This window comes from Streptomyces sp. NPDC048057 (assembly GCF_040653095.1).
Lineage (GTDB): Bacteria > Actinomycetota > Actinomycetes > Streptomycetales > Streptomycetaceae > Streptomyces.
In genome coordinates this window covers 63,116-87,226 of sequence record NZ_JBEZNF010000033.1, presented here as the reverse complement: position 1 = coordinate 87,226, position 24,111 = coordinate 63,116, and the positions used below count along the sequence as shown (strand labels likewise).

29 protein-coding genes and 1 pseudogene are annotated in these 24,111 nt (G+C 72.5%); 10 read left to right on the top strand and 20 right to left on the bottom strand.

Annotated features, from left to right (window positions below; all coding sequences use genetic code 11):
- Positions 1–13: 13 nt before the first annotated feature.
- The 7 genes from AB0E05_RS31200 to AB0E05_RS31170 form a co-directional block, all read right to left on the bottom strand.
- Positions 14–727 (bottom strand): hypothetical protein, encoded by a 714-nt coding sequence (locus tag AB0E05_RS31200; RefSeq protein ID WP_361969843.1) that lies wholly within the window; start codon positions 725–727, stop codon positions 14–16.
- A gap of 37 nt (positions 728–764) precedes the next feature.
- On the bottom strand, positions 765–2,033 hold the full coding sequence (locus AB0E05_RS31195; protein WP_361969841.1) for a hypothetical protein: 1,269 nt from the start codon (positions 2,031–2,033) through the stop codon (positions 765–767).
- Positions 2,030–3,346, bottom strand: a complete 1,317-nt coding sequence (locus tag AB0E05_RS31190; protein ID WP_361969838.1) for a protein phosphatase 2C domain-containing protein — start codon at positions 3,344–3,346, stop codon at positions 2,030–2,032. Before AB0E05_RS31190 ends, AB0E05_RS31195 begins: the two co-directional genes overlap by 4 nt.
- A gap of 134 nt (positions 3,347–3,480) precedes the next feature.
- The gene (locus AB0E05_RS31185; protein ID WP_361969835.1) at positions 3,481–4,728 is read right to left on the bottom strand and encodes a hypothetical protein; all 1,248 of its coding nucleotides are present in this window, start codon (positions 4,726–4,728) and stop codon (positions 3,481–3,483) included.
- Positions 4,725–6,869 (bottom strand): hypothetical protein, encoded by a 2,145-nt coding sequence (locus AB0E05_RS31180; protein WP_361969832.1) that lies wholly within the window; start codon positions 6,867–6,869, stop codon positions 4,725–4,727. The genes AB0E05_RS31185 and AB0E05_RS31180 overlap by 4 nt, the downstream gene beginning before the upstream one ends.
- 494 nt (positions 6,870–7,363) lie before the next feature.
- Positions 7,364–8,143 carry a hypothetical protein gene (locus tag AB0E05_RS31175; protein WP_361969829.1) on the bottom strand — a complete coding sequence of 260 codons (780 nt, stop codon included), beginning with the start codon at positions 8,141–8,143 and terminating at the stop codon, positions 7,364–7,366.
- A gap of 134 nt (positions 8,144–8,277) precedes the next feature.
- Positions 8,278–8,940 (bottom strand): Crp/Fnr family transcriptional regulator, encoded by a 663-nt coding sequence (locus AB0E05_RS31170; protein ID WP_361969826.1) that lies wholly within the window; start codon positions 8,938–8,940, stop codon positions 8,278–8,280.
- Positions 8,941–9,244: 304 nt separating this feature from the next.
- Here AB0E05_RS31170 and AB0E05_RS31165 point away from each other — a divergent pair, with 304 nt between their 5' ends.
- Positions 9,245–9,718 (top strand): Pycsar system effector family protein, encoded by a 474-nt coding sequence (locus tag AB0E05_RS31165; protein ID WP_361969823.1) that lies wholly within the window; start codon positions 9,245–9,247, stop codon positions 9,716–9,718.
- Positions 9,719–9,788: 70 nt separating this feature from the next.
- Here AB0E05_RS31165 and AB0E05_RS31160 read toward each other — a convergent pair whose 3' ends face one another.
- Positions 9,789–10,694 (bottom strand): NADP-dependent oxidoreductase, encoded by a 906-nt coding sequence (locus AB0E05_RS31160; protein ID WP_361969820.1) that lies wholly within the window; start codon positions 10,692–10,694, stop codon positions 9,789–9,791.
- A gap of 117 nt (positions 10,695–10,811) precedes the next feature.
- On the opposite strand from AB0E05_RS31160, the gene AB0E05_RS31155 reads away from it, so the two are divergent.
- Positions 10,812–11,174 (top strand): MerR family transcriptional regulator, encoded by a 363-nt coding sequence (locus AB0E05_RS31155; protein WP_361969818.1) that lies wholly within the window; start codon positions 10,812–10,814, stop codon positions 11,172–11,174.
- A 53-nt stretch (positions 11,175–11,227) separates the two neighbouring features.
- Complete coding sequence (locus AB0E05_RS31150; RefSeq protein ID WP_361969815.1) at positions 11,228–11,656, top strand: VOC family protein; 429 nt, start codon at positions 11,228–11,230, stop codon at positions 11,654–11,656.
- A 13-nt stretch (positions 11,657–11,669) separates the two neighbouring features.
- Here the strand turns inward: AB0E05_RS31150 and AB0E05_RS31145 are convergent, their stop codons facing one another.
- Together AB0E05_RS31145 and AB0E05_RS31140 are read right to left on the bottom strand one after the other, a co-directional pair.
- Positions 11,670–11,978 carry a hypothetical protein gene (locus AB0E05_RS31145; RefSeq protein ID WP_361969812.1) on the bottom strand — a complete coding sequence of 103 codons (309 nt, stop codon included), beginning with the start codon at positions 11,976–11,978 and terminating at the stop codon, positions 11,670–11,672.
- Positions 11,971–12,195, bottom strand: a complete 225-nt coding sequence (locus tag AB0E05_RS31140) for a hypothetical protein (protein WP_361969809.1) — start codon at positions 12,193–12,195, stop codon at positions 11,971–11,973. The genes AB0E05_RS31145 and AB0E05_RS31140 overlap by 8 nt, the downstream gene beginning before the upstream one ends.
- 180 nt (positions 12,196–12,375) lie before the next feature.
- Here AB0E05_RS31140 and AB0E05_RS31135 point away from each other — a divergent pair, with 180 nt between their 5' ends.
- Both AB0E05_RS31135 and AB0E05_RS31130 read left to right on the top strand, forming a co-directional pair.
- Positions 12,376–12,912 (top strand): GNAT family N-acetyltransferase, encoded by a 537-nt coding sequence (locus AB0E05_RS31135; RefSeq protein WP_361969807.1) that lies wholly within the window; start codon positions 12,376–12,378, stop codon positions 12,910–12,912.
- Between the two features lie 374 nt (positions 12,913–13,286).
- Positions 13,287–14,771: a M1 family aminopeptidase gene (locus AB0E05_RS31130; protein ID WP_361969873.1), complete on the top strand. Its 1,485-nt coding sequence runs from the start codon at positions 13,287–13,289 to the stop codon at positions 14,769–14,771.
- Here the strand turns inward: AB0E05_RS31130 and AB0E05_RS31125 are convergent.
- Positions 14,728–14,916: pseudogene (locus AB0E05_RS31125) on the bottom strand (transposase family protein); the annotation flags it as partial. The gene AB0E05_RS31130 and the pseudogene AB0E05_RS31125 overlap by 44 nt on opposite strands.
- An 82-nt stretch (positions 14,917–14,998) precedes the next feature.
- Between AB0E05_RS31125 and AB0E05_RS31120 the strand changes: the two are divergent.
- Positions 14,999–15,706 carry a hypothetical protein gene (locus AB0E05_RS31120; RefSeq protein ID WP_361969804.1) on the top strand — a complete coding sequence of 236 codons (708 nt, stop codon included), beginning with the start codon at positions 14,999–15,001 and terminating at the stop codon, positions 15,704–15,706.
- 288 nt (positions 15,707–15,994) lie between these two features.
- Here AB0E05_RS31120 and AB0E05_RS31115 read toward each other — a convergent pair whose 3' ends face one another.
- Positions 15,995–16,186 (bottom strand): hypothetical protein, encoded by a 192-nt coding sequence (locus AB0E05_RS31115; RefSeq protein ID WP_361969801.1) that lies wholly within the window; start codon positions 16,184–16,186, stop codon positions 15,995–15,997.
- Between the two features lie 95 nt (positions 16,187–16,281).
- The gene (locus AB0E05_RS31110; protein WP_361969798.1) at positions 16,282–16,437 is read right to left on the bottom strand and encodes a hypothetical protein; all 156 of its coding nucleotides are present in this window, start codon (positions 16,435–16,437) and stop codon (positions 16,282–16,284) included.
- 182 nt (positions 16,438–16,619) lie between these two features.
- Here AB0E05_RS31110 and AB0E05_RS31105 point away from each other — a divergent pair, with 182 nt between their 5' ends.
- Together AB0E05_RS31105 and AB0E05_RS31100 are read left to right on the top strand one after the other, a co-directional pair.
- Positions 16,620–17,459 carry a helix-turn-helix transcriptional regulator gene (locus AB0E05_RS31105; protein WP_361969795.1) on the top strand — a complete coding sequence of 280 codons (840 nt, stop codon included), beginning with the start codon at positions 16,620–16,622 and terminating at the stop codon, positions 17,457–17,459.
- Complete coding sequence (locus AB0E05_RS31100) at positions 17,456–17,665, top strand: DUF397 domain-containing protein (RefSeq protein WP_361969792.1); 210 nt, start codon at positions 17,456–17,458, stop codon at positions 17,663–17,665. Before AB0E05_RS31105 ends, AB0E05_RS31100 begins: the two co-directional genes overlap by 4 nt.
- 84 nt (positions 17,666–17,749) lie before the next feature.
- Here AB0E05_RS31100 and AB0E05_RS31095 read toward each other — a convergent pair whose 3' ends face one another.
- From AB0E05_RS31095 to AB0E05_RS31085, 3 genes are all read right to left on the bottom strand, one after another.
- Entirely contained in the window at positions 17,750–18,139 is a 390-nt protein-coding gene (locus tag AB0E05_RS31095; protein ID WP_361969790.1) for a sporulation protein, read from the bottom strand.
- 316 nt (positions 18,140–18,455) lie between these two features.
- Positions 18,456–19,052: a hypothetical protein gene (locus AB0E05_RS31090; RefSeq protein ID WP_361969787.1), complete on the bottom strand. Its 597-nt coding sequence runs from the start codon at positions 19,050–19,052 to the stop codon at positions 18,456–18,458.
- Complete coding sequence (locus AB0E05_RS31085; RefSeq protein WP_361969784.1) at positions 19,049–19,423, bottom strand: PadR family transcriptional regulator; 375 nt, start codon at positions 19,421–19,423, stop codon at positions 19,049–19,051. Before AB0E05_RS31085 ends, AB0E05_RS31090 begins: the two co-directional genes overlap by 4 nt.
- A gap of 119 nt (positions 19,424–19,542) precedes the next feature.
- On the opposite strand from AB0E05_RS31085, the gene AB0E05_RS31080 reads away from it, so the two are divergent.
- Positions 19,543–20,049 (top strand): MarR family winged helix-turn-helix transcriptional regulator, encoded by a 507-nt coding sequence (locus AB0E05_RS31080; RefSeq protein ID WP_361969781.1) that lies wholly within the window; start codon positions 19,543–19,545, stop codon positions 20,047–20,049.
- Positions 20,050–20,110: 61 nt separating this feature from the next.
- Here AB0E05_RS31080 and AB0E05_RS31075 read toward each other — a convergent pair whose 3' ends face one another.
- Positions 20,111–20,992, bottom strand: coding sequence for a MerR family transcriptional regulator (locus tag AB0E05_RS31075; protein WP_361969778.1), 882 nt, complete (start codon positions 20,990–20,992; stop codon positions 20,111–20,113).
- Positions 20,993–21,111: 119 nt separating this feature from the next.
- Here AB0E05_RS31075 and AB0E05_RS31070 point away from each other — a divergent pair, with 119 nt between their 5' ends.
- Positions 21,112–21,474 (top strand): SH3 domain-containing protein, encoded by a 363-nt coding sequence (locus AB0E05_RS31070; RefSeq protein WP_361969775.1) that lies wholly within the window; start codon positions 21,112–21,114, stop codon positions 21,472–21,474.
- 82 nt (positions 21,475–21,556) lie between these two features.
- Here the strand turns inward: AB0E05_RS31070 and AB0E05_RS31065 are convergent, their stop codons facing one another.
- The 3 genes from AB0E05_RS31065 to AB0E05_RS31055 all read right to left on the bottom strand — a co-directional run bounded on the left by AB0E05_RS31065 (position 21,557) and on the right by AB0E05_RS31055 (position 24,069).
- Entirely contained in the window at positions 21,557–22,192 is a 636-nt protein-coding gene (locus AB0E05_RS31065; RefSeq protein WP_361969772.1) for a PAS domain-containing protein, read from the bottom strand.
- Positions 22,189–23,346, bottom strand: coding sequence for a pyridoxal-phosphate dependent enzyme (locus tag AB0E05_RS31060; protein ID WP_361969769.1), 1,158 nt, complete (start codon positions 23,344–23,346; stop codon positions 22,189–22,191). The genes AB0E05_RS31065 and AB0E05_RS31060 overlap by 4 nt, the downstream gene beginning before the upstream one ends.
- 78 nt (positions 23,347–23,424) lie before the next feature.
- Complete coding sequence (locus AB0E05_RS31055) at positions 23,425–24,069, bottom strand: TetR family transcriptional regulator (RefSeq protein ID WP_361969870.1); 645 nt, start codon at positions 24,067–24,069, stop codon at positions 23,425–23,427.
- Positions 24,070–24,111: the final 42 nt, after the last annotated feature.

Sequence of the window (24,111 nt, the reverse complement as noted above, 5' to 3'; positions counted from 1 at the left end):
CGCTGCGACCGCGTCAGTCGAAGATGACGTCGAGGGGCACCGAGCGGTAGCCCCGCACCTCGGTGGGCACCTCCAGCGCGTGCGACTCGGCGGAGGCCACCATCGAGTTGAGCAGGCTCGTCATGGCGGCGCGCAGCGCCTCCCGGTTGTCCCCGCCCTCCACGGCCACGAAGGCGGCCACCGTCGACAGCCGCCGCAGGACGGACTCCCTGGCCCGGCCGAAGCCGTACGTGATCACGTTCGGGTGCGGCTTCCAGCCGGGGTCGAGGAGTTCGTCCAGGTCGTCGTGCCAGTTCTCGCCGGGCAGGTCCTGCTCGTCGGTGGGGGCGCCGTCGGTGAGGACGAAGACCAGCGGACGCAGCACCTGGATGCCGCGGCTGCCGAGCGCGGGCACGTCGTGCTCGATGCGGCTGCGCACCAGACGGATCATGGGGCCGAAGTTGGTGCGTCCCGAGCAGGTGACCACGGGCAGGCGCTGGACGTCGTCGATCTCGGTCATGGCCGTGACCACGTGCGCCCGGCTGTTGAAGGACAGCACGGACAGGTGCACGAACTCCTGCACCTGCGGGGAGGTGACGATCGTCTGGTGGATGGACTCCAGGGTGTCGTTGAGCAGCGGCTCGAAGTCCTTCATGGACAGCGAGGTGTCCAGCACCACGTACACCGGGAGTCCGGACTCGGTGTACTGCGGCGTCTCGTCGAGCGGGTTGCTGAGAGGGGTGTTCATGGTGGGGTTCCTCTGGTGACGCGGTGGTGAGTGGCGGTCAGCGGACGGCGAGGAGCACGAGGACGAGGACGGCGCCGAGGACGATGAAGAAGGCGATGGCGCAGCCCGGGGCCGGCTTCGGCGGGGCGGGCGGAGCCGCGCCCGTTCCCGTACCGGTCGTGGTGCCGGGGTCCGGGTCGGCCGCCCCGGCGACGGGTGCCGGCTCAGGGGGGCGCACGGGCTTGGGGACGGGCGGCAGCACGTCGCGCCAGCCGCTGACGTTCGCGCTGCCGGTCCTGGTGCCCGTGGTCCCCGGAGCGGCGGGCGGCGGCGCACCCTGCGGCCGGACCTGGATCGCCGACAACAGCGTGAACACGCTGGGGCGTTCGCTCGGCTGACCCGTGGTGACCGCCCGGCGCAGCAGCGGGACGAGTTCCGAGTCGTCCGCCCGCTGCTCCGCGAGGCCCTCCAGCGCCCGGCGCGGATCGCCGCGGGTCCCGGTGAGCACCCGCAGCGTGAGCACGGCCATCCGGTAGCGGTCGGTGTACGTGGTGAGCGGGGTCCCCTGCGGGAAGAGCGGGTCCTCCCAGTGGTGCGACCTGATCCACTTCCGGCTCTCGATGCCGCAGGAGTCCAGGTCGATCAGGAAGACGTCGCCGTTCTGCTGGCTCCACAGGGCGTTGCGGTACGACCAGTCGCCGTACACCACGTCGTACCGCTCCATCAGCGCGCCCAGGGTCAGGAAGCGGGCCGCGGTCGAGCGGCGGCGCGCCGCGGACGGCGGGTCGAGGCCGAGCGCGGTGAACTTGGCGTCCTGGAGCACGAGGTGGTCGAGGAGGAGTTCCTTCGGCTCGGTCCGGCCGCCCTCGCCGTACGCGAACCGCACGTAGAAGGCGTCCGGGATCCGCGGCATGATCACGCCCACGGTGCCGCCGCGGTCCGTGACGCGGGCGACGGGCCACGCGGAGTGGCGGTCCACCAGGCGCATTTCATCCCAGCTCATCTTGGCCGGCAGATCGATCAGCCGGGTCAGGGTCTCCGCCTCGTCCTGCGCCAGGGGCTCCTTGTACAGCTTGGCGACCCAGCCGGGGTGGCCGACCACTTCCCGTACGCCGGTGGACTCGCCGCCCTCGCCGAGGCTGGCGTCCGCCAGCCGCAGCCCGGAGCGGGCGGTCTCCGGCGCGAACGGGCTCATCGACCAACCGGTCCCGCGCTGGCCGTTCTTGCTGCTCCTGCTGCGCCCCGCGCCGTTCGTGTCGTTCGTCTCGTTCATCTCGTTCGTGTGATGGACGTCGTTCGCGCCGTTCGCGTCGGGTGTGCGGCTCATCGCGGTCCCCCCGACGGCCGCCACCACACCAGGACCGCCGTCCGGTCGTCGTTGCGCTGCTGTGCCTCGTAGCCGATGTGGAGCAGCAGGTCGTGCGCCGTCACCGGGTGGGCCCACTGACGGTGGAACCAGCGGGCCGCGACCGGGAGTTGCGCCAGGGCGTCGCCGACGCCGTCCGTGGTCAGGGCGAGCAGGCCGCCGCGCCCGACGTCGATGCGGCGGGTCTCGGCCTGCTGGGGCGTGTGCGGCAGGAAGTGCCGCAGCTTCCCGCGGTCGAAGCCGCCTTCCTTCCCTGCGAACAGCGGCTTCCAGCGGTCGGTGCCCCGGAACCAGCCGGAGGGGTCGCCGACCCGGGCCAGCCAGAGCGTCCGCCGGCCGTCGGGGTCGGGGCGGGTGGGCAGGACCGCGGCGAGGGCGACCGTCCGCACGTCCTCGTCGCTCCAGCCGCGCTGCTCGGCGGCGGCGTACACCTGCTGCGCCGCCTCCAGGAAGACCTGCCCGGCGTCCAGCGTGCGGGGCCCGTCGCCCTCGTCGAGGCGCTGGCGCAGGGTGTTGACCAGGGTCGACACGGCGACGGCCGCGGCCACGTCGGCGTGCGCGCTGTCGGACATCCCGTCCGCGACGGCGACGATCAGGTGCGCGGAGCGCCCGTCGCGCCCGAGGCGGTACGCGTCCTGGCGCGGCCCCGCGTGCGTGGGGTCGCTGCGGTGGCCCGGCCCGATCAGGGACGCGGCGCGCACCTCCAGGTCGCCGACGGTCGCGGCGTCCGCGGTCATCGCCGGCGGCGCGGGCGCGGCGGGCAGCCGCCAGGGCAGCGCGGACGTCTTCGACGTGCGGTGCAGCCGCGGCGGTGGCGGCGACGGGGGCAGCGGCGCCGGCAGCCGCACCCCGGGCAGCGGCCAGGCGGGGCCCTGCGGCGGACGCTCCGGGACCGGCGGCGGAGCGGCCGGGGGCGGCGAGGCCTGCGGCGGTACGGGCGCGGGCACCCGGGGAGCGGGGTGGTGCTGCGGGTACGCCGGGCCGTGCACCGGACGTTGGGGGTACGGGTCGACGTGCGCCGGCCACATCTCCGCGGGCCTCCCCGGTGCTCGGTCCGCACCGGGCGGAACGTCCTTGCGCTGGAACTCGTCGATCACCACGTACACGGCCAGCACGACGATCGACGCGAAGACCCCGCCCACCAGCCCGGTCACCCGCCAGACCACCGCGCCCACGGTGATCAGGCACAGGCAGAGCACCACCACGCCGAGCCAGCGCGACGCGCGGCGGCGGCGTTCGGCGCGCCTGATGCGGTCGGGGCCGGCCGCGTGCATCGGTGCGGGGTGTCGGACCGGCGGCCCCACGCGCGGTGGCCCCTCTGACGGTGGCCCTTCGCCGCGCGGGAGCTGCGCCCGCGGCGCCGGTCCGCGGTCCGCGTCGAAGCCGCCTCGTCCGCCGAATCCGTGTGTCATACGGCCTCGTCGTCCCCCGCGTCCGCCCCGGGGCCGGAACGGTTCGGCCGGCCCACCGTCCGCCAGCCCACGACGCCGTCACCGGGCCCGGACCCCGACCCGGCTCCGGGCCCGTCCCCCGGCGCCTCGTCCGCCGCCGCGTCGTCCACGTCCGCGGCGCCGACCGTCGGGCGGTGCCGCGGCTGGGGCGGTACGGAAGGCATGGCCGCAGCGGACCGAGCCGGGGCGGGCGGGGCCGGTGGGGCCGCAGCAGACCGGGCCGCGGCGGGCGGCGGGGGCAGCGGCGGGGGCGGTGCCCCCGCACCGCGGATCGTCCGCCCGTCGACCGCACCCGGCAGCGGCAGCCGCCCGTCCCGTACGGTCAGCGTCGCGTCCGCCCCCGGCGACATCTGCCGCTCGAACAGCCGCGACAGGAACTCGGACCCCTCCGCCGGCAGCAGCACGCCGCTGTCGACGCACGCCTGGATCGTCCGCACCCGGTGCTCCAGCGAGACGTCCTCGCGCTCCGCCATCTCCCGGAGGATGTCCCGCAGCTGGGAGGGGTCCTGGGCGATCAGGTGCAGCATCATCCCGCCGTCGCCGCGGGCCGCCGCCCGCAGCGCCTCGGCGCGCAGCTCCGTCACCCGCCGCTCGTGCCCGACCTCCCGCACGTCCCGGTCGTGCCGCCAGACGTCCTCACGGCGCCCGCGGAAGGTCGCCGTCTCCTGCTCGCCGGGCGTGACGTGCACCCGGCACCCCAGGACGGTGATGCCGCTGCGGAGCACCGGCGCCTGGGTGCGCAGCACGTGGCCGGCGGCCTCCTCCGCGGCGGAGAAGTCCTCCAGGTCGAACTGCTTGACCCGGGCGCGCGCCAGCGCGGTGACCGCCCCGCGCACCAGCCCGGCGCCGTCCTCGACGCTGACGATGCCGCGCCGTACGACCTCCAGCGGCGCGGTCACCCGCCACGCGGCGGAGATGTCGACGGTGAAGTCGAAGCCGGCGGTGCCGCTGGGCAGTTGCTCGCGCCACCGGGTGGACTGGTCGGTGACGTCGACCTCGTAGCGGTAGTGGTAGCGCCCCGAGTCCCACAGGGACGGCCGGCGGTCCAGGAGGACCGGCTCGCCGTTCTCCAGCGAGTACACCTGGGCGAGACCGGGCCGCGGTACGGCGTTCCGCCCGCCCGAGCGCGGCTCCAGCGGCCCGTTGACGAGATTCTTGGCCGTCTTGGCGCGGTCCCTCTGGGGTTTGGCTTCGTTGCTGCTCACAGCGCTTCCTCGCTTCCGAGGTCGTACGGGACCTGGTCCAGGACGTGTTCCACCTGCGCGGCGGTGAGGGCGGCCTTGTCGTCCTCGTACTGCCAGGCGCGCACGTGGTGGCGGATGACGCGGCCGGCGCGCGGCGAGGACGCCGCTGCCCGCAGCAGCCGCGCCAGCGACCGCCGGCCGAGGGGGTCGTCGTTCACCGCGCGGGCCCACTCCCGCAGCACCGCGGCGGCGGTCGCCTGCGGCTCGGGCGACAACAGCACCGCCTCCCACAGCCGGGCGACGTCCCGCTGGCGGACCGGGTCGGCCGCGGCGAGGGCCAGCAGCCGGGGCCACTTGCGGCCCCGCGGCCGGCCGCGGCCCGCCGGCATCTCCTGCCGCAGGTCGGCCGCGGCGAAGAGGAACGCCAACTCGCCCACGGTGCGCCGCTCCGGGTCGCGCAGCGCGACCCAGTGCCGCAACAGGGCCAGCGCGGTGCGCTCGTGACGGGATCCGCCGTGGGACAGGTACTCGGCGACGCTGACGCAGATCGCTTCCGCCACGGCCGCGGTGGGCTCCCCCGCGAGTTCGTGCAGCAGCGCGACGGCCTCGCCGCCGCCGCGGTCCTCCTCCCGCAGCAGTGCGAAGAAGCCGCGGGCCGCGGCGGCCCGGTACGGGGTGCCGACGGGCTCCGCCGCCCACGCCCGCACCAGGTCGCGCACCGGCCCGACGAGGCCGGGGTGTTCGGCGGCGGTGCGCAGCGCGGTGGCGGCGGCTTCGCGCAGTTGCGGCGAGGTGCTGGCGGCCCAGGGGGTCAGCGTCCCGGAGCGCAGGGTGTCGAAGGAGAGCCCGGCGAGGAAGCCGGCGACGACGGCGGCGCGGGCGCGCACCGTGGGCAGTTCGTGGCCGGCGCAGGTCTGGAGCCAGCCGGGCAGTGCGGCGCGGATGTCGTCGTACTCCTCCCAGGCGGTCTGGAGCACCCGGGGCGGCACGTCGGGGTCGAGGTAGTGGACCGCCTTCGCGGGCGTCTCGCCGTACCGGCCCTCGACCTCGGTGTCGATGAGGGTTGCGTGGAGCCGGCGCAGCCGCACCGCGCGGGTGGCGCCGACGACGTGGTTGCGCGGCCGGTCGGGGTGGTCCGGGGTCTCGGGCTGTTGCAGCAGTTCCTTGAGGGCGCGGGCGAGCCCGTCGGCGGTCTCGTACGCCTCGCCCGCGAAGGCGGCGACGGACACGGCGAGGCACTGGGTGTGCAGGTCGGCGAGGCCGGTGAACCAGTCCTCGAAGCCCTGGCGCGGGTCGAGCCGGGCGGCGGCGTCGGCCGCGGCGCGGGCCGGTTCCCCGTCGGTGGCGGCGAGCACCCGGGCCGCTTCGGCGGCGCTGCTGAGGCTGCGGCCGGGCACGGCGGTGGCCTGGTGGTTGACCAGCTCCCGCACCTCCGCGCTGGCCAGCAGCTCCCGCCCGCGCCCGGCGCGGGCGGGCCCCAGCCGCCAGAGCAGATGGGAGGCGAAGACGTCCCAGGGGTCCGGGGGCGCGTCGGCCCACTGGACGTACGCGGCGAGGTCGAGGTCCGCGGGCACGGCCTCCTCGCGCAGGGTCACGACGAGACGGCAGTCGTGCGCGGCCAGGGCCCGTGCCACGCGTTGCAGTTCGAACGCGGACAGGGTGCGCTGGGCCACGGCCTCCGGCAGGTCGGGCAGCAGGTAGCCGTCGCCCCGGGTGAGCGCGGAGACGTCGAGACGGGTGAGGTCGGCGCCGGACTCCAGGCGGTGCAGCCGACGGTGGCCGAGGTCCAGCAGCCGGTGGCAGGCGGCGGCGTACTTGCCGCTGCCCTGCCGGCCGGCGAGCAGGACGAGCCGCCACGGGTCGGGCCCGGCGAACGGGCCGCCGTCGGTGGCCCGGCGCGACGGCACGTACGTGGCCCGGCACTGGTCCAGCGCTTCCTCGGTGAGCTGGTGGGCGCGGACCGCGCGTTCGCCCTGGCCGATGACGACCTCGATGTGGTCGCCGCCGTAGACGCGGTCGGCGCGGACGTCGGTACGGGCTCCTTGGGTCTGTCGCGAGAGGCGGGAGAGGAGGGCGCGGGCCTCGCGTTCGGCGCCGAGGCGTTCCTCGGTGGTGCCGGGGGAGGCGGCGACGGCGGCGAGGCCGCGGCGGAAGTCGGCCATGTCGCGCTCGGCGGAGCGGTCGGGGCGGGCTTCGGGGGCGGGTTCCGACGTGCCGTCGTCGGTGGCGTCTTCGGGGGTGCCGTCGGAGGGCCTTTCGCGGTCACGATCCCGATCCCTGTCCCGGTCACGATCGCGTTCCCTGCCGCCGTCCCGATCGCGGTCCCTGTCCCTGCCCCGATCACGGTCCCGATCACGGTCCCGGTCCCGTCCCCGGTCCTGGTCCCGTCCTCTATCTCGATCGCGATCCCGGTCACGGTCACGGTCACGGTCACGGTCTCTGTCCCGATCCCGATCCCTGGGGTTGTCCCTGGGGTTGTCCCTGGGGTTGTCGTCCCTCCCCCCGCCACCGCCCCCGCCAGGGGCGGCCGGCCGGACGGGCGCTTCGGGCGGGGCCGCCTCGCCCCGGTCGGCGGGGGCCCTGCCGTCCCGCTCCCGCCCGACCGCCCGCCCCCTCGGGTTGTCGTTCCCGCCCTGCTCCCGGACCTGGCGCACGATCACCGCTCGGCCCTCCCGGTCCCGTCACCCCTGACGACCTCGTGGTGGTCCCCGCCGTACAACCGCCCCACGTGGTGGAAGACCGCGCCCGCGAACCGACTGCCCGGCTCGGCCTGCTGTGCGGACGCGGGCTCGTCCGCCCCTTCCGCCCCTTCCTCCGCCTCCGTCGGGTTCGCCGACACGGGCCCGAGCCCGGGCGGTGCGCCGTACCCGGGCACCCGGATCCACGCTCGGGAGTCGACCTCCTTCTCCCGGAAGACCACCGGCCGGAACGCCGAGGACTCCAGCCCCGGATACCCGTGCCGCACCACCGCGTCGTGCCACGCCTGGGACACCGCGAGGGCCAGCGCCGAGCGGTCCGCCGCGGCCAGCGCGCGCCGCAGGTCGTCCAGGTCCACGAGCCGGCAGGCGGTGTTCAAGTCCGCACCGACCCAGCCGCGTTCGTCCCGGGCCACCTCGCCCGCGTGCAGCGCGACCCGCAGCCGCAGCGGCTCGGCGCCGGGCTCCGCGGCGTACGACCGCAGCCGCGTCTGGAGCCGCTCCACGACGTCGCCGGTGAGGTCGACCTTGGAGACGCCGGACGGGAACAGCCAGAAACCGCCGTCGCCGCGGTCGCCCACGCCGGCGACGTGCTGCGGCATGACGTCCGCGTCCTTCAGCGCCTCCTCGACCACGGAATACAGGGCGCTGCGCGCCCGTTCCTGTTCGGGATTGGTGCGGCTGCCGAATCGCTCCAGATCCAGCACCATGATCGAATAGTGGAGGGGTCGGGCACCCATGTTCGTCGTCCTGTTCCCTTCTCGCTGAGCGGCAGTCGTCGCGGCGCCCCCGAATTGCCGGCGACGACTGCCGTGCCCTCATGAATACCGGTGAAGGGGTGGCTCGTTCTGCCTCAGATGCGGCAGAAAAACGCTCAATCCCCTTCCGGTTCCCACCATTCGAGGCCCTCGGGATCCAGCACGACGATCGCGCCCCGCGCCGTCTCGACGAGTTCGTGCTGGTGGAGCTCGCGCAGGGTGCGCACCACGGACTCGCGGGACGTGCCGGCGGCGGAGGCCAGCTCCTGCTGGGTGAGTTTGAGGTGCCGGGCCCTCGGCGCCCAGCGCGGTGCCGGCGTCCCGTGCCGCTCGGACAACTCCAACAACACCTGCGCCACCCGCACCACCGCGGTGCTCGATCCGAGGGCCGCGCGCTGGTCGTCCGCGTGCCTGAGCCTGCTGATGACGCTGCGCAGGATGGAGAGGGCGAGGGCGCCGTTCTCCTCCATCAGCGCGCAGAAGCGGGGTGCGGCGATGACGAACCCGTGCACCGGCCGCATGGCGACGACCGACGCGGAGCGCACGGTGTCGTCGAGACAGCCGAACTCGCCGATGAGGTCGTGCACACCGCGCAGCGCCAACAGGCTGACGTAGCCGTTGGCGGACTCCGAGACGATCTTCACCACGCCCGTCTCGATCAGTACGGCGCGGTCGGCGGGCTCGCCCTGTCTCATCAGGACCCCGCCGCGCGGCCAGGCCGCGGGGACTCCGGCGCCGCGGAGCAGGGCGAGGTGTTCCGGTGTGAATCCGTCGAACATGGACTTCCCCCTGAAAGGTCCCCACTGTAGAGCGAGATCACAGCGTTTGTGCGGCAGTTGACCTACAAAACCCCGTCGCATGGGCGCACAAAGGAACGCACACGAAAGACAGTCGCGCCGTGCATCGAAATGCGCCCGAATGCGCCCGAGGGGAATTCAGATGGTCACGAACGATCAGCGGCGGTCCACGTCCACGTCTACCCCTGCCCCTACTCCTTCACCCTCGGCCTCGGCCTCGACCTCGGCATCGGCCGGGGCCGGGGCCGGGGCCGGGGCCACTGGAGCCGACCCCGCCCCGGACACCGTGCTCGCCACGGCCTGGAACGTCCACGCGTCGATCGTCGAGGTCACGGCCCGCGGTGACGCGAAGGCGTCCATCGCGCTGAGCGCGGAACTGGCGCTGGCGGCGGTCGCCGTCGCCCGCCTCGGCAGCCCGCCGCACGACGAGACCGTCCTGTCCCAGGCGTTGCTGTACGCCGGTGCCGTACTGCTGATGCTGGCGTCCCTGTTCGCCCTGTCGGCGGTCGTGCCCCGTCTGCCGGAACCGGTGCAGCCCGGCGGGCTCCTCTACTTCGGTGCGCTCCGTCTCTGGGACGCACGGGAGTTACCGGCGGCGCTGCGGGGCGCGGACGCGCTGGAGTCCCTGAGCGAACAGCTGGTCGCGATGTCCCGCATCGCCTGGCGCAAGCACCGCCTGGTCGCCCACTCCCTACGGATCTCGGTGCTGGGCCTCGTCTGCCTGGGGGTGGCAGCGCTGATCCCGGTCCTCCCCGGCTGAGGACTTCCGTACGACGCCTTGCGCGCGGGCTCCCCGCGGCGTCGGCCGCGGGGCGCTTCCAGCCTCGCGTTCAGATGCTGACCACGACCTTCCCCCGCGTGCGTCCGCGCGCGGAGTACGCGTGCGCCTCCGCGATCGCATCGAGCGGGTACGTCCGCTCGACGCGCGGCGTGTAGCGGCCCTGCCGGCCGAGTTCGCCCGCTTCGGCCAGGAGCGCGGAGTCGTTCGCCGCGTTCACCAGGTGCACGCCCAGGCGCTGCGCGTTGGCGTGGTCGGCGATCGTCGACACCCGAGCGGGGTCGCCCGCGATCGCGACGAGGTCGACCAGGGACCCGGAGCCCGCCGCGTCGAGCACCACGTCGACACCGCCCGGAGCCAGGGCGGCGACGCGCTCCGCGAGCCCGGCGCCGTACGTCGTGGGTACGGCGCCGAGGGAGGTGAGGAACGCGTGGTTGCGCTCGCTGGCCGTTCCGATCACCGTGGCGCCCCGAGCCACCGCGAACTCGACCGCGGCACTGCCCACGCCCCCGGCCGCGCCCTCGACGAGCAGGGTGCGCCCCTGGAGGAGCCCGAGCACCTTCAGCCCGCCCAGCGCGGTCACGGCCGCGAGCCCGGCGCCGGCGGCCTGCTCGTCGCTCCACTCGGCGGGCGCGGGCGCCCAGGCGGAGAGCACCGCCAGCTCCGCCGTCGCCCCGGTGACGCCGCCCAGTCCGAAGACGCGGTCCCCGATGCGTACCCCCTGCACGCCCGCGCCGATCTCGTCGACGACGCCGACGGCGTCCCGCCCGGGAATCGCGGGCAGGTCCACGGGAAGCACCTCGCGCACCGCGCCGGAGCGCACCTTCCAGTCGACGGGGTTGACACTGGCCGCCGCCACCTCGATGCGGATCTCACCGGGCCCGGGGCGCGGGTCCGTCACCTCCTCGACCACGAGGGTCTCCACCCCGCCGTACTGGTGGTACCGGGCTGCGCGCATGACGTCCTGCCTTTCGTGGATGCTCGGCGAGTGCCGACGCCGACCGTTACGCCAAAACCTGACGTCGGCGTCAGGTGCAAGTCGGGCGGGCGAGCCGCCCGGGGCGGAGGAGGACCGGTGCGGATCGGAGAGGTCGCCGAGAAGGCGGGCGTGAGCGTGCGGGCGTTGCGCTACTACGAGGAGCACGGCCTGCTCCAGGCGTCCCGCACCCCCGGCGGCCAGCGCCACTACCCCGACACCGCCGTCAGCCGGGTCCGCCTGATCCAGCAGCTCTACGCGGCGGGCCTCCCGAGCCGAGTGGTCCGCGAGGTGCTGCCCTGCGTGGACACGGGCGAAGCGTCCCCGGACCTCCTGGACCAACTGGTGTCCGAGCGCGCACGCATCGACCTGCGGATCACCGACCTGCTCGCCGTGCGCGACCGGCTCGACGACGTCATCGACGTCACGCGGAACCCCGACGCCCGGTGCACCTACTCGTAGGGCCCGCGAAAAGTCGGATGAGCACCCCCGGGGCGCGCTGTTAGGGTGCGCCGATGTCAACGATCAGGCAGTTCCAGGTGACCTTCGACTGCGCGGACACCGAGCGCGTGGCCGACTTCTGGTGCGAGGTGCTGGGTTACGTCGTGGCGCCGCCGCCGTCGGGCTTCGACACCTGGGCCGACTTCAACCGTTCCCACTTCCCCGAGGACGAGGGTTCCTGGCTCGCCTGCCTCGACCCTTCGGGTGCGGGCCCGCGCCTCTTCTTCCAGCGCGTCCCCGAAGGCAAGGTCGCAAAGAACAAGGTCCACCTCGACGTCCGCGTCGGCACCGGCCTCGTCGGCGAAGAACGCCTCGCCGCCCTCGAAGCCGAGTGCGCCCGCCTGCTCCCCCTGGGCGCGGTCCGCGAACGGCTCCTGTACGACGGGACGGACTCGTGCATCGTGATGCAGGACGTCGAGGGCAACGAGTTCTGCCTCGACTGAGTCGGCCGAAGGGTCAGGACCCGTCGACCGACGAAGGCGCGGGAACCACGGCGGGAGTCGCCATGCCGTTCGCTGCGAGGTCGACGTGGTCCAGCAGCACGCTGCGCACCAGGACCCCGGGGAAGTCTGCGAAGCGGTCCAGGGCGTCCGCGACGGCCTCCGTGAGCGTTTCGGCATCGACGACGCAGAGGAAACCGCAGTAGCCCGGCCCCTCTTCCAGCCCGATGCCGCCCTCGTGGAAGCGGTCGAGGTGGTCCAAGGTGTTCTTCTGCTCCTCGGTGAGCGGAGCGTCCAGGACCAGGTTGAAGTACCAGCTACGCACAGTTCCGGTGCCTCTCGGTGAATTGGTCGATCTTCTTCGCTTCGTTGCCCGGACTCCTGGGCGTGCAGGACACCGTGGTGTGCTGCGCACAAGGACAGCAGATGACGACGCCCCAGGTGTGCCCGTTCCCCTTGTGCGTCACTTTGAGCCCGGCGTCCTCCGCCCGTCTCAGCGCCGCCTCGACGTCCTTCTTCTGATGACGGTCTCCGATTCCCATCAGGCCGTCCTACCGGGCACGGAACGGAGGCGGAGACCAACGAGCCCCAGGTCCCCCGAACGCGTGAGCGCTGGCACACCGACCGCGAGGAGGGAAACGTGTTCTGCCTCGACTGAGTCCGATCGGCAGCGGTGCAAAAGTGACTGGATGTGCTGCTGTGGCCTGTGTTTCCATGCCGGAGTGAACAGCGAAGCGTACGGGGCGCTTGACGGGAAGCCGAGCCGCAAGGTCCGGCAGCGGACTGACGACGACGTTGCGGAGTGCGTACGCGTCCTCGCCGAGACACATCGGACCGACGGCTACCCCATGAACTGGCCCGCCCAGCCGGGCGATTGGCTGTCCAGCGGACCCCTGATCGGCTCCTGGGTCGCCGAGCTGGACGGCCGCATCGTCGGCCACGTCAACCTGTCGCGGGGCGACGGCGCCGACGCGGCCCCGGCGCTCTGGACCGAGCGGCACGGCCCGCAGAGCGCGACCGCCGTCGTCAGCCGACTCTTCGTCGCCCCCGAGGCGCGCGGCCACGGCATCGGCACGCTCCTGATGGACCACGTCGTCACGGAGGCCCGGCTCCACGACCTCCACCCGGTCCTCGACGTCATCGCCTCCCACCCCTCCGCCGCCCTGTACGAGCGGCTGGGTTGGGAACTCCTCGCCACGGTCGACCGACAGTGGCCGAACCGTACGGTGCAGGTCCGCTGCTACGCGGCACCGTCCTGACGCGGTCGGCGTCACTCGCCCGCCCCGGTGCCGGGCCCGCCTGCCTGCTCTCCGGAGCTTCCCTTCCGGGCCTGCCCCCTTCCGCGCGGGCGGTTCGCCGATCGGCCCATCCACGGCATCACTCGGCAAGTGAGAGCCGGATGAGTTTTTGATCAACATGTTCTTGAAGCCCGCTCCGTGATGAACTTCCTCTCTAGGGTGATCGATCAGAGGACTCCGAGTCCCTTACCAATGGCTCGGCAGATGCCGACGCCTTGCCCACTGAGCAGGAGATCATCGTGCTTTCACGGAGGCGTTTCACCCAACTAGCCGTGGTCTCGACTCCCTTGCTGTCCCTTTCGGCTCCCAACGCGTCCGCGCAGGAATCCGACGCAATGCCGAGCCTTGATCTCGCGGTCAAGCACTACGACATCAATCTCGCCTACCAGCCGCATTCCGGCGTTCTGACCGGCTCGACCCGCATACGGGGTGTCGCGGTCCGCACGTTGTCGACATTCCGCCTGCGATTCCGGCTGCGGGTTTCATCGGTCCATGTGAATGGCAAGCCCGCGGCGTTCACTTCCGACAACGGCACCCTCACCATCACCCCGAAAACTCCCGCGGGCGTCGGTGACGAACTACTCGTGGCGGTCCACTACCGGGACACTCCCGCCGCGTATCCGGCGGGCGACGGCGGCTGGGGCTGGATCCGCACGCCGACCGGCGCGCTGGCGGTGGTCAGTGCCGCCTGGTGGCATCCCGCGGCCCTCACCCCGGCCGCCAGGGCGACCCGGTCCGTGTCCGTGCTCGTCCCCAGGGGCCTGACGGCCGTGTCCAACGGCACGCTGCGCCGAGGCAGCCCCACCGTCACGTCCGACGGCGACCGGTGGTCCTGGTACAGCAAGACGCCCCTGCCGACGGAAACGGCGCTGCTCGCCATCGGCGACTACAGCCTCACGAAGTCCCGCGGACCGGATGGGACACCCGTGTTCAACGCGTACGGCAAGGACCTCGGCGCGCTGGAAGCCCCGGCCCGTGCCTCGGTGGAGCGCACCGCCGAAGCCGCGCAGACGCTGTCACGGTGGTTCGGCCCATATCCGTACGAAGCCGTGGGCGGCGTGGTCGACAAGGCATTCAACAACGTGGTCGCGACCGCGACCCGACCGATCTACGGCGGCAGTTACTTCGCAGACGGCGCGAACCCCTCCATGGTCGCGCACGAGACCGCGCACCACTGGTACGGAAACGCGGTCGCGCCCGCCGAGGACGCCGCGTGGCTGTCCGAGGGATTTGCGACGTACGCGGAATTCCTGTGGTCGGAACACTCGGGGCTGGGCACCGCAGCGGAACTGGCTCAGCAGGAATACGACCAGTATCCCCAGGACGACCCCGTTTGGAAGGAGGCTCCGGCCATACCGAACCCGGACGGCTTCCTCTCGTTCCCCGTCTACACCCGCGGTGCACTCACCCTCCAGGCGCTCCGCACCAAAGTCGGCGACGACACCTTCTTCCGCATCCTGCGCGGGTGGGTCACGGCACAGAAACCGGATACGGAAGCGACCACGGCCGCCTTCACCGCGTACGCCGAGCGCCTCCACTCGCGTCCTTTGGACGACGTCTTCCGGCCGTGGCTCTACGGCACCACCCGCCCACCGGTCGGCCCCAACGGCCAACGCCCCCGCAAGCCGGCCGCCGAACCCACCTCTACTCCACCATCACCCGCAACAGGGACCGTCTCGCTGCTGCGCACCACCGCCATCGGCGCTCGTGCGCGTGACCGTCAACGGCTGCACCGCCGCAATGTCGGCCGCACATCGTGGCCGTGCCGAGGGCGGCGGTGCGGCCGTGCTCCAACTGGAGGACGAGGGCGGTCCGGGTGATCCGGGTGATGCTGCCGGGGTCGAGGCAGACCCGGCGCAGGGCCTTGAAGGTGACCTTGAGCAGGGCGTTGGCACGCTCGGAGACACCGTGGGTGCCAAGGATCACCTTGTTGAACGCCTTTTGTTCAGTGGCGAGTTGGTCGCCTTGCGACGCGAGTCAACTCGTCCGCTTCGAGATGAGTACGCGTACTCAGGGCCATGCCGGTGCGCGACCGTAAGTTGACGTCATGCCCCGAATAGCACACACCGCAGCCGCCCTCGCTCTGGGCGCGCTCACCCTCACCGCCTGCTCCAGCACCCGCCCGGCCACCACCATCGAGATGAACAATGTCGCCTCCGTACCCGAGGGCCGGGACGCCGACAATCCGCAGCTTGACTTCATGAAGCTGTCCCTCAAGCTCACCGACGGCTGCCCGCCGCTGGACGGCACCAAGGCCGGCAAGGCCCTCGGCCCCAGCGACGTCCCCACCGTCCCCCATGGCCCCTCCAGCAAGCCCGCCGGCAAGCACGGCGACCGCGTCCCCTTGCCCGCCGACCCCGCCCCCGCCGATCCGCCCGCAACCGACGACCCCGTGCCGCCCATGCCCGACGGGAACCTCCTGAAGCCGGTCCCACTCACCAAGCCCGAGATCTGCTACGCGGACAAGTTCGCCGCGCACATCACCACCGCCCTCAAGGGCACGGGCGAGAACACCGCCGAGGTGCGAACCGCACTCAAGCGCGCCGGATACCCCGACGAGCGGATCGTGGACATGAAGCCCGAAGGCGGTTCCCCCCGCGTGCGGATCGACCTGCGCGAACAGGACACCCGTGTCGCCCTCCAGGTCGTGCACGCCGGCACCAGCGGCACCGTCGTGGAAAAGTTCGGTGCACAGCCCACCGCGCCCCTCAAGGACGTCCGGTACATCCCGGAGCTGGCTGAACCCCTGAGCTGAGACCGTGATGAACGTCTTCCTCGGGCCCGATCGAACCCATGCGGGACGAGTTGCGGTCAGGACGGCGGTCGGCCGGGTCTCCAGGGATCGGCTGGTGAATCAGGGGCGGCCCCAGCCGTCCGGGTGCGGGAGGTTGTGACGGCTGGGGCCAGGAGGCGGGTAACAGGGCGCGCCTCCTCTTCCTCTTGGCCGGACGGGGCAGTTCCGGTCAGGAGGGGCTGGACCCGCTGTCGCTTCGTTTTCCCCTTGCCGTAGCGACAGCGGGAGTTGGGGTGGTCCGGGGCGGCGCTAGGCGGCGGCGCCGTCTGGGCGCAGTTGGACCGTGTCGTGGACGGTGCGGGAGTAGAGCGCGTGGCCCGTCGTCGTGAGGTGGTACGCCATCCAGTCGCCGGCGTACTCGTGGTCGTTCTCCGCGAGACCGCCTGCGTCGGGCATCCGCACGCCGCACTCCGGGTGGCCGGACACACACCTGACGGTCACGTCCACACCCTCGGAGGGGACGGGGTGCGGGCTCCAGCTCTGCGGCTGCACGACGTACGCCCCACGGTGCTGCCTCGCGTACGGCTCGCGCCCGATCACGGGGCCGCCCCCGTTCGGCTGTCGGCGTTCAGTGCGGCGACGGCCGGCCGCAGCACGTCGGAGAGCGTGGCGCTCAAGTCCTCACGCCGCGCGGTCCACTCGATGCCGCCCTTGCGGGGCCGGAGGTAGTACCGGGCGCCGTCGTGGGCCATCACGACACCTGTCTTTTTGGTGACGCGGTCATGAACAACAGCCCCTTTGGCCAGGGCATCCTGGGGCAACCCGGACACAGGCGCTCCTCTCTGTAGCGAAACCACTACCAAGTGCCATCAGGTTGGCCTAGGGTCGGAGAACCATTCAACTGGGCAACAGCGAATGAAGGATCTGATGCGCTGTGGTGAACCGAAAGCAGTTGAACCCTGAAGCAGGCCCCGTTGAAGCGTTCGGCGCGCGCTTACGCACGTCACGCGAGGAACGCGGCTGGACGCAGGAGTACCTGGGCGAACAGATGGGCTACTCCAGCCAGCACATCTCAGCGATGGAAACTGGCCGCAAGCCTCCAACCCTTCGAAGCTCGGTGAACGCCGACAAGGTGTTCGAACTCGCCGACACGAGGCAGTCGTTCGAGCGGGCGTACCGGGAGATCAAGAACGGCAGCTTGCTGGAGGGTTTCCCGGAGTATCTGGCGCTGGAGGGAAACGCCGCGGAGGTCCGGCTGTTCGAAGTCGGAGTGATCCCGGGACTGCTCCAGACGCGGGAGTACGCGGCAGAGCTGAACAACGGCGCGGTCGAGCGGGGCGACATCAAGCCAGAGAAGGCGGCGGAGCGGGTCGAGTACTTGATAGAGCGCCAAGCCGCGCTCGTGCGGACGCCATCGCCACTGATCATCGCCGTGCTGGACGAGAGCTGCGTCCGCCGCCCCATCGGGGGTCCGTCGGTGATGAACAAGCAGCTGGACTGGCTGATCGAGTTCGCGGACCAGTCCAACACTGCTCTGCACATCGCTCCTTACTCGATGGGAGCGCGGAGGCCGTTCAATCGGTCGGTGAACCTGCTGACGCAGGCGGACCGCTCCATCGTCTCCTACGTCGAGTCACAGACGTCGGGCCACTTGGACCGCGAACTGACCTCTGTCCTCCCCCTGGTGAAGAACTACCATCAGGTGCAGACCGACGCGCTCTCCCAGGCTGAATCCGTCGCCTTGATCAAACAGCTACGAAAGGGCACCCCGTGACCAGCGCCCCCCTCCCGGCCACTCGTTGGATCAAGTCCTCCTACAGCGACAACGGCGGTACGTGCGTCGAATGGGCACCGGACCACGCGACCGCCACCGGCACGGTCCCCGTCCGCGACAGCAAGCGCCCCCACGGCCCTGTCCTGATGCTTTCCCCCACCGCCTTCGCGGGCCTCATCACCCTCGCCCGCGACACCCAGCTGTAACCCCCGAAGCACCGCCCGGGCCCCGTACGCCACCTGTCGTACGGGGCTCGGTCTTCGTTCAAGAACGCGTCCAGGGCGTGCCTGTCAGCGAGCACGGCGTTTGGCGAGGCGGCGAACGAGCAGGGGCGCGACGGCACCTGCCAGGAGGGCCGCGAGCGGTACGGCGACGTTCACCCAGGGGGCCCGGAGGGGTTTGTACGTGGCGATGCCGTCCCTGATCTCGATGTAGCCGCGGGCGCGGGCGCCGGCTCCTCCCCCGCAGTTGTTGGCAGCTCCCGCCTCGGGACCTGTGCCCCCGGCGAAACCGAAGCCGACTTCGGCGACCGGGATGACGGTGACTCCGTCGCTGGTGACGGGTTCCCCGAAAACGGCTGACACCGAGGCCCTGCCGAGTTGCTCGGTCAGTCGTTCCATCAAGGCTGCGGCCGGGTCGGCCTGCGGTTCGACTCGGGCCGGTATGTCTGAGCTGGCCATCGGGATACCTCCGGAGTGGCGAGTGCGTCGGTGTCGAGGATATGGGGGTGCCTGGGCCCAACCGATTCCACTGGACCTTGCGCCAGGACGACGGGTCCGGGCCCGGGATACCCGGGGAACTCGCCCATGACGCGCGGTCCTCGCACCAGCCGGATTCACCCGGAGCCACACCGAGCTGCCACCCGCAGCCGAAGCCTCACCCCACCCCGCCGGCACCCTCCTGGCCGTCGGCCGGGAGCCTCACGTGAGCGAGGCGGGCTCCGTCGCGCGTGGTCCGGCGAGGCGGTAACGCGGTATGCCTGAGCTGGGCCGCGGCTCAGGCGCGGCGGACCCGCCAGAGCCACGCCGACACCGCGGCCAGCAGGGCGAGCATCGTCACGTTGGCCAGGAGCGCCGGGCCGTCGCCCGTCGGGCCGCCGCTGGAGAGGTTCCAGGTGGCGATGACGACGGTCGGCAGGACCGCGGCGAGCAGGACGCCGGTGGTCTTGTGGACGGCAGTCCAGTGGACCGAGGTGCACAGGAGCACCGCGCCGACGATGCGGAACAGGACGCCGAACAGCGGCCCGGGCTGGTCGGGGAAGACCACGATGAAGGCCAGCGAGAGCGGGAGCATCAGGAGCGGGACCAGGGGGTGCACCTTGCCGCGCCGGGCCGGGGCCGGAGCGGGCTCGCCGCTCCCGCTCCCCGCCTCGGCCAGCGCCGTCGCCGCGATCGCGCGCGGGTCCCCCAGCTCCGCCAGGACCTCGCCTATCGCGGCGTCGGGGCGCTCGGCGCGCGTCACCTCGATGTGTTCGGCGAGGTCCGCGAGGAGTTCCTGGCGACGGTCGGCGGGGAGTGCGGAGGTCTCGCGCTCGACGGCGGAGAGGTAGTCGCGTACGAGGTCGACAGAGGTGGCGGCGGCAGGGGTCTTCATGCGAGGTCTCCGGTGCGGGTGTGGGGGGTGGTCAGGAACGCGTCGACGGCGTCGCGGAAGCCGGGCCAGACGCGGGTGAACTCGTCGAGCGCGGCCCGGCCGCTGTCGGTGAGCGCGTAGTAGCGACGGGGCGGCCCGGCGGTGGACTCCTGCCAGGTGGTGGTGACCAGGTCGTCCCGGCGGAGCCGGGAGAGCAGCGGGTAGACCGTGCCCTGGCTGGTGGCCAGGGCACCGGAGCCCTCCAGGGCGTGGAGGAGTTCCACGCCGTAGCGGGGGCGGTCCCGCATCAGGGCGAGTACGCAGTACTCCAGCACGCCCTTGCGCAGCTGGGCGGCTGCCCGGGCCTGCTTGGTCGAATCACCTGGTTCCATGCGATGCAAGATACCTGGTCGGGCAAGTGCGGTGCAAAAACGCGTCTGCCCGGCGATCGGTCGGCGATCACGCGATGCCCCGTGGCCATCCGCCCGCTCCCCCGATTAGCTTGGCGATCATGAACCAGACGAGTTCCGCCACCGACCAGGCTCCCGCCAACCCCGCCGCCACCGATGAGGAGTTGGCGAACCAACCCATCGGCTACTGGAGCGGACGCGCCCACGCCGTCGTCACCCGGCAGCTGCGCGACGCCATGGCGCGGATCGACGTCACGCAGCCGCAGTACTGGGTCCTCAACCGGGTGGACGGCGGACCGGTGGCGCCGAGCGTCGAAGAGGTGGTCGCGCAGCTCACGCCGCTGGCGGACGGTCCGCACGAGATCGCACGGTCCGTGGACCAACTGCTCCACCGAGGCTGGCTCCGCGGCGACGACGAGCAGCGCCTCCGCCTCACCGACGCCGGCGAGGCCGCCCGGCTGCGGGTGCGGGCGCTGGCGACGGAGGTGCGCGCCGTGGTGCACGAGGGGATCGGGGACGACGAGTACGTGGCGGCGCTGAAGGTGCTGCGCAGGGTGATCGACAACGTCGAGGGGGCCCTGGACGCCACCGGCCGTGCGGGAGCCTGAGCCGCGCGGGAGCCTGAGCCGCGCGGGAGCCTGACCGGGGCTCCCCATGCGCGGTCGACGGTCAGCGACCACCGGCCATGACGGCGACACACCGCGAGTACCGACTGATGCGGCCGATGACGAATTGGCGCTCGATCGCCGGGTGCCACTCGCCCGGCGCACCGCCGGCCGCCTCCCGCTGGCGGAGGTGGTGACGGGAGAGCCCCAGCAGCAACCACCTCGTCGCGGTCGCGACGTCCGGCGCCCTGCTGAAGACCTCCCGGACCCAGCTCGGCCACACCGCGGCGGGTCCGCCGCGTCGGTCGTCGGGCGGCCGGGTCGGGGCCCTTCCCGGTTCGAGGCCGGAGACGAGCGCGTGCATTTCGGCGTAGGCGAGGACCTGTCGGACGGACGGGTGCACCGGAGGCGCGGGGGCGGCGTACGAGACGATCGCCTCGATCGGGGAGCCCGGTGGCGTCGGGGGGAGCAACTGCCGCCAGCCGCGCGTCAGGTCCGCGTGCGCCCGCTGCGGGCACTCCACCCGGGTGAGGCGGTCCAGCAGGCGCGGGCGCTGGGGGCCCGGGGAGGCGCCGAGGGCCTGCCAGATGGCGTCGCGCCAGGCCAGTTCGCGCTGGCGCACCCGGACCTTCTCCTGTTCGGACGCCGCGAGTTCGCCCAGCGACGTCCCGTTGCGCAGGACCTCCGAGATGTCCGCGAGGGAGACCCCGAGGCTCCGTAATCGCCGTATCAGCCGGAGGTGGTCGAGCGCTTCGGGTTCGTAGCGTCGATGGCCCCCGTCGCTCCGGTGCGTCGCGGGCAGCAGCGCGATGTCGGAGTAGTAGCGCACGGTCTTCACCGGCAGCCCGGCGTGTGCGGCCAGTTCACCGATGCTCCACCCGCCCCGTCCACTCCGGGACGTGTTCCGCGTCACACCCTCGCGCATGGCCTTGAACCTCCAGTCCACGGGAGCTCCTAACGTAGGCCCGCCAGTCGGGGCGGTGAAGGCGCTCAAGGGCCTTGCGTGGCTTTTCGCATGAGGCCGGGCCGTCCTGCTGGGAATCGGTTCGATGTCTGGAGGAAGCCATGCAGAAGAATCGCAAACGCCTGTTCGCCGCCGTCCTGCCGCTGGTCGCGATGGCAGGGCTGGTGACCGCGGCGACGCCCGCGGTCTCGGCCGACGCGGGTCCGGCCTCGTGCTCCCACTCCTGGTCCAACAAGGACGGGGACACCGGGCGCGTCAAGCAGACCTCCCCGCTGCGACAGGGCCCGCACGAGGCTTGTGGCAGCGTCGCGCAGGTCTACACCACCTCGCTGCTCGCCTACCACTGCTACATGACGAACGGGGTGGGGAACACCTGGACCCACGCCCGGATCCAGGGCACCGACATCCAAGGCTGGATCTGGGACGGCAATCTGCGGGACAACGGCTCCACCAAGCCCTGTTGACCTCCGGGGGGGGCGACCTCCCGTGAGGTGACCCCTTAGGTACGCGGCCGGGGGACGCTGCTCGAAGCGTCCCCCGGTTCGCCTATGGCGCGTCCTGCGTCCGCAGGTCGTTGTAGATCGTCGCGCGGGAGACGCCGAGGACGCCCGCCAGCACGCGCGTCGCGTGCTTCACGTCCAGGTGGCCCTGTGCGCGCAGGGCACGGACCAGGTCGGTGCGGTCGCGGGTGGGGAGTTCGCGGGGCGTGCAGCCGCGGAGTGCCGCGTACTCCCGGGCCGCCTCGTGGAGGGCGGACGCCGGGGGGCGCAGGGTCTCCGGCGGGGTGGGGCCGGGGTCGTCGGTGCGGGTCAGGCGGGTGGCGACGGCGGCGAGTTCGGTCAGGAGGGACACGTCCAGGTTGAGGCAGAGCGCGCCGACGTACGCACCGTCGGCGTTGCGGATGCCGATGGACGTGCTCTTCACCGCGCGGCCGTCGGGGAGGCGGCCCGGGTAGTTCTGGACGACGTCGGGGAAGTCGGGGTCGGCCAGGCGGGCGAGGCCGAGTTCGGTCGCCGGGTCGCCGGGGCGGCGGCCCGAGAGCGGGTTCTCCACGGCGCGTACGGCGTGGTCCGGGTCCCGCAGGTCGTGGAGGACCACCTCGCACAGGCCGGGGAACATCTTCCCCACCGCGCCGGCGATCTTCTCCGCCTCGCGCAGCAGGAGTTCGTCCTCGTCGCTCACGACGCGCGCCCTCCGCTCACGATGCGCTGCATCGCTCCCGCCGCCTTGAGGCCGGAGCCGGTGAGGACGACGACGGTGCGTTCGCCGGGCACGATGAGTCCGCGGGCGGCGAAGGCGTCGACGGCCGCCGCCGCGGTGGCGCTGGTGGGCTCCGCGTACAGCCCCTTCGCGGCGAGGCGGCGCACCGCGTCCTCGATCGCGGCCTCCGGGACCGCGGTCATCTCGCCGCCCGAGCGGCGGACGGCACGCAGCACCTCGGGGAGGCGTACGGGGTGCCGGATGGCGGTGCCCTCGGCGACGGTGGGGGTCGCTTCGTACGGCACGGGTGCCTCCACCCCGGCACGGTGACTCGCGTGGATCGGCGCGCAGTTGGCGGGTTGGGCGACCAGCAGCCGGGGCAGTCGGTCGATCTGGCCGGCGGCCAGCAGCTCGCCGAAGCCGAGGTCGCAGCCGAGGACGGTGCTGCCCGCGCCGGCGACGGTGACGACGGCGTCCGGGGCGCGGAAGCCGAGGTCCTCCCAGATCTCGTACGCGAGGGTCTTGACGCCCTGGAGGAAGAAGGGGTGCCAGTTGTGGCTGGCGTAGGGGGTGGTGGCGGCGCGGCGCAGCGCTTCGGCCGCGGTGGCCTCCCGGTCGCCGGGGACCAGCTCGACCTCGGCGCCGTACGCACGGGCCTGGAGGACCTTCGCGGGCGAGGTGGCCTCGGGGACGAGGATCCGGGCGCGGATGCCGGCGGCGGCGCAGTACGCGGCGACGGACGAGCCGCCGTTGCCGGAGCTGTCCTCGATGACGTCGATGACGCCGTGGTGGGCGAGGAAGGAGATCAGGACGCTGGTGCCGCGGTCCTTGAAGCTGCCGGTGGGGTTGGACCACTCGGTCTTGAAGGAGACCGGGTGGCCGCTCCACTCGCCGTCCAGCAGCGGGGTGCAGCCCTCGCCCAGCGAGACGGGCGCCGCCTCGTCGAGCGGCGCGGGCAGGGCGGCGCGGTAGCGCCACAGCGAGCGGCGGGCGGTGTCCACGTCGTCGCGGGTGATGCCCGGCAGCGGGGCGACGCAGAGCGGTGCTCCGTCGTCGCCGCGCCAGCGCAGGGGGTCGGTGAGGGGGTAGGTGCGGCCGGAGCGTTCGTCGACGTAGTGAGCTACTTGATCAGGCACGCTGGACAGCCTTTCCAGCTTTGGACCGATCGTCAACCCCTACTGCGTCGCCCCTCGCTCACGCCTGTTCACACCCGTTCATGCCCGGAGTTCGTCGAGCCGCAGGAACGTCAGCGCGCGGCGCATCAGATCGGCGAACTCCTCAGGCTCGTCCTGCCAGGCCCAGTACTCCATGGTGACGGTGAAGGCGTTCAGCACCGCGGCGGTCAGCAGACGCACTTCGAGGCTGTCGACGGGGGCGCCCGTGCGGGACGCCAGCGCCGGCGCGAGCCGCTCCTGCGTCTCCTGCCCCGCGGCGAGCCAACGCGCCCTCAGGGCGGGGACGGTACCGAGGACGCGGACCAGTCGACGGGCCCGCGCCGCGTCCGCCAGTCGCCGCTCGGCCGTCGCCGTCACGAAGGACGCCTCGACGACGGCGCTGAGCGGGGCTTCGGCCGGATGCGCCGCGAGGACGTCCACGAGCTGGCCGACGCTGTCGGCGAAGAGGGGGGTGAGGGCGTCCTCCTTCGCCGGGCAGTAGCGGTAGAAGGTGCGCAGCGAGATGCCCGCGGCTGCGGCGATGCCCTCGACCGTCGTCGCGTCGTAGCCGCGGTCGGCAAACAGGGTCGCCGCGGCCTCCGCGATCTCCAGTCGAGTCTGGAGGCGCCGCTGTTCCGTCAGGGACGGACGGCCCCGTGCTGCCGCCATGGTGTGCTCCTCGCCGCGCTTCGCCTCGGGCTTCATTGTCACAGACGTATTTTCTGGCACGACATGCCAGAAAATCGT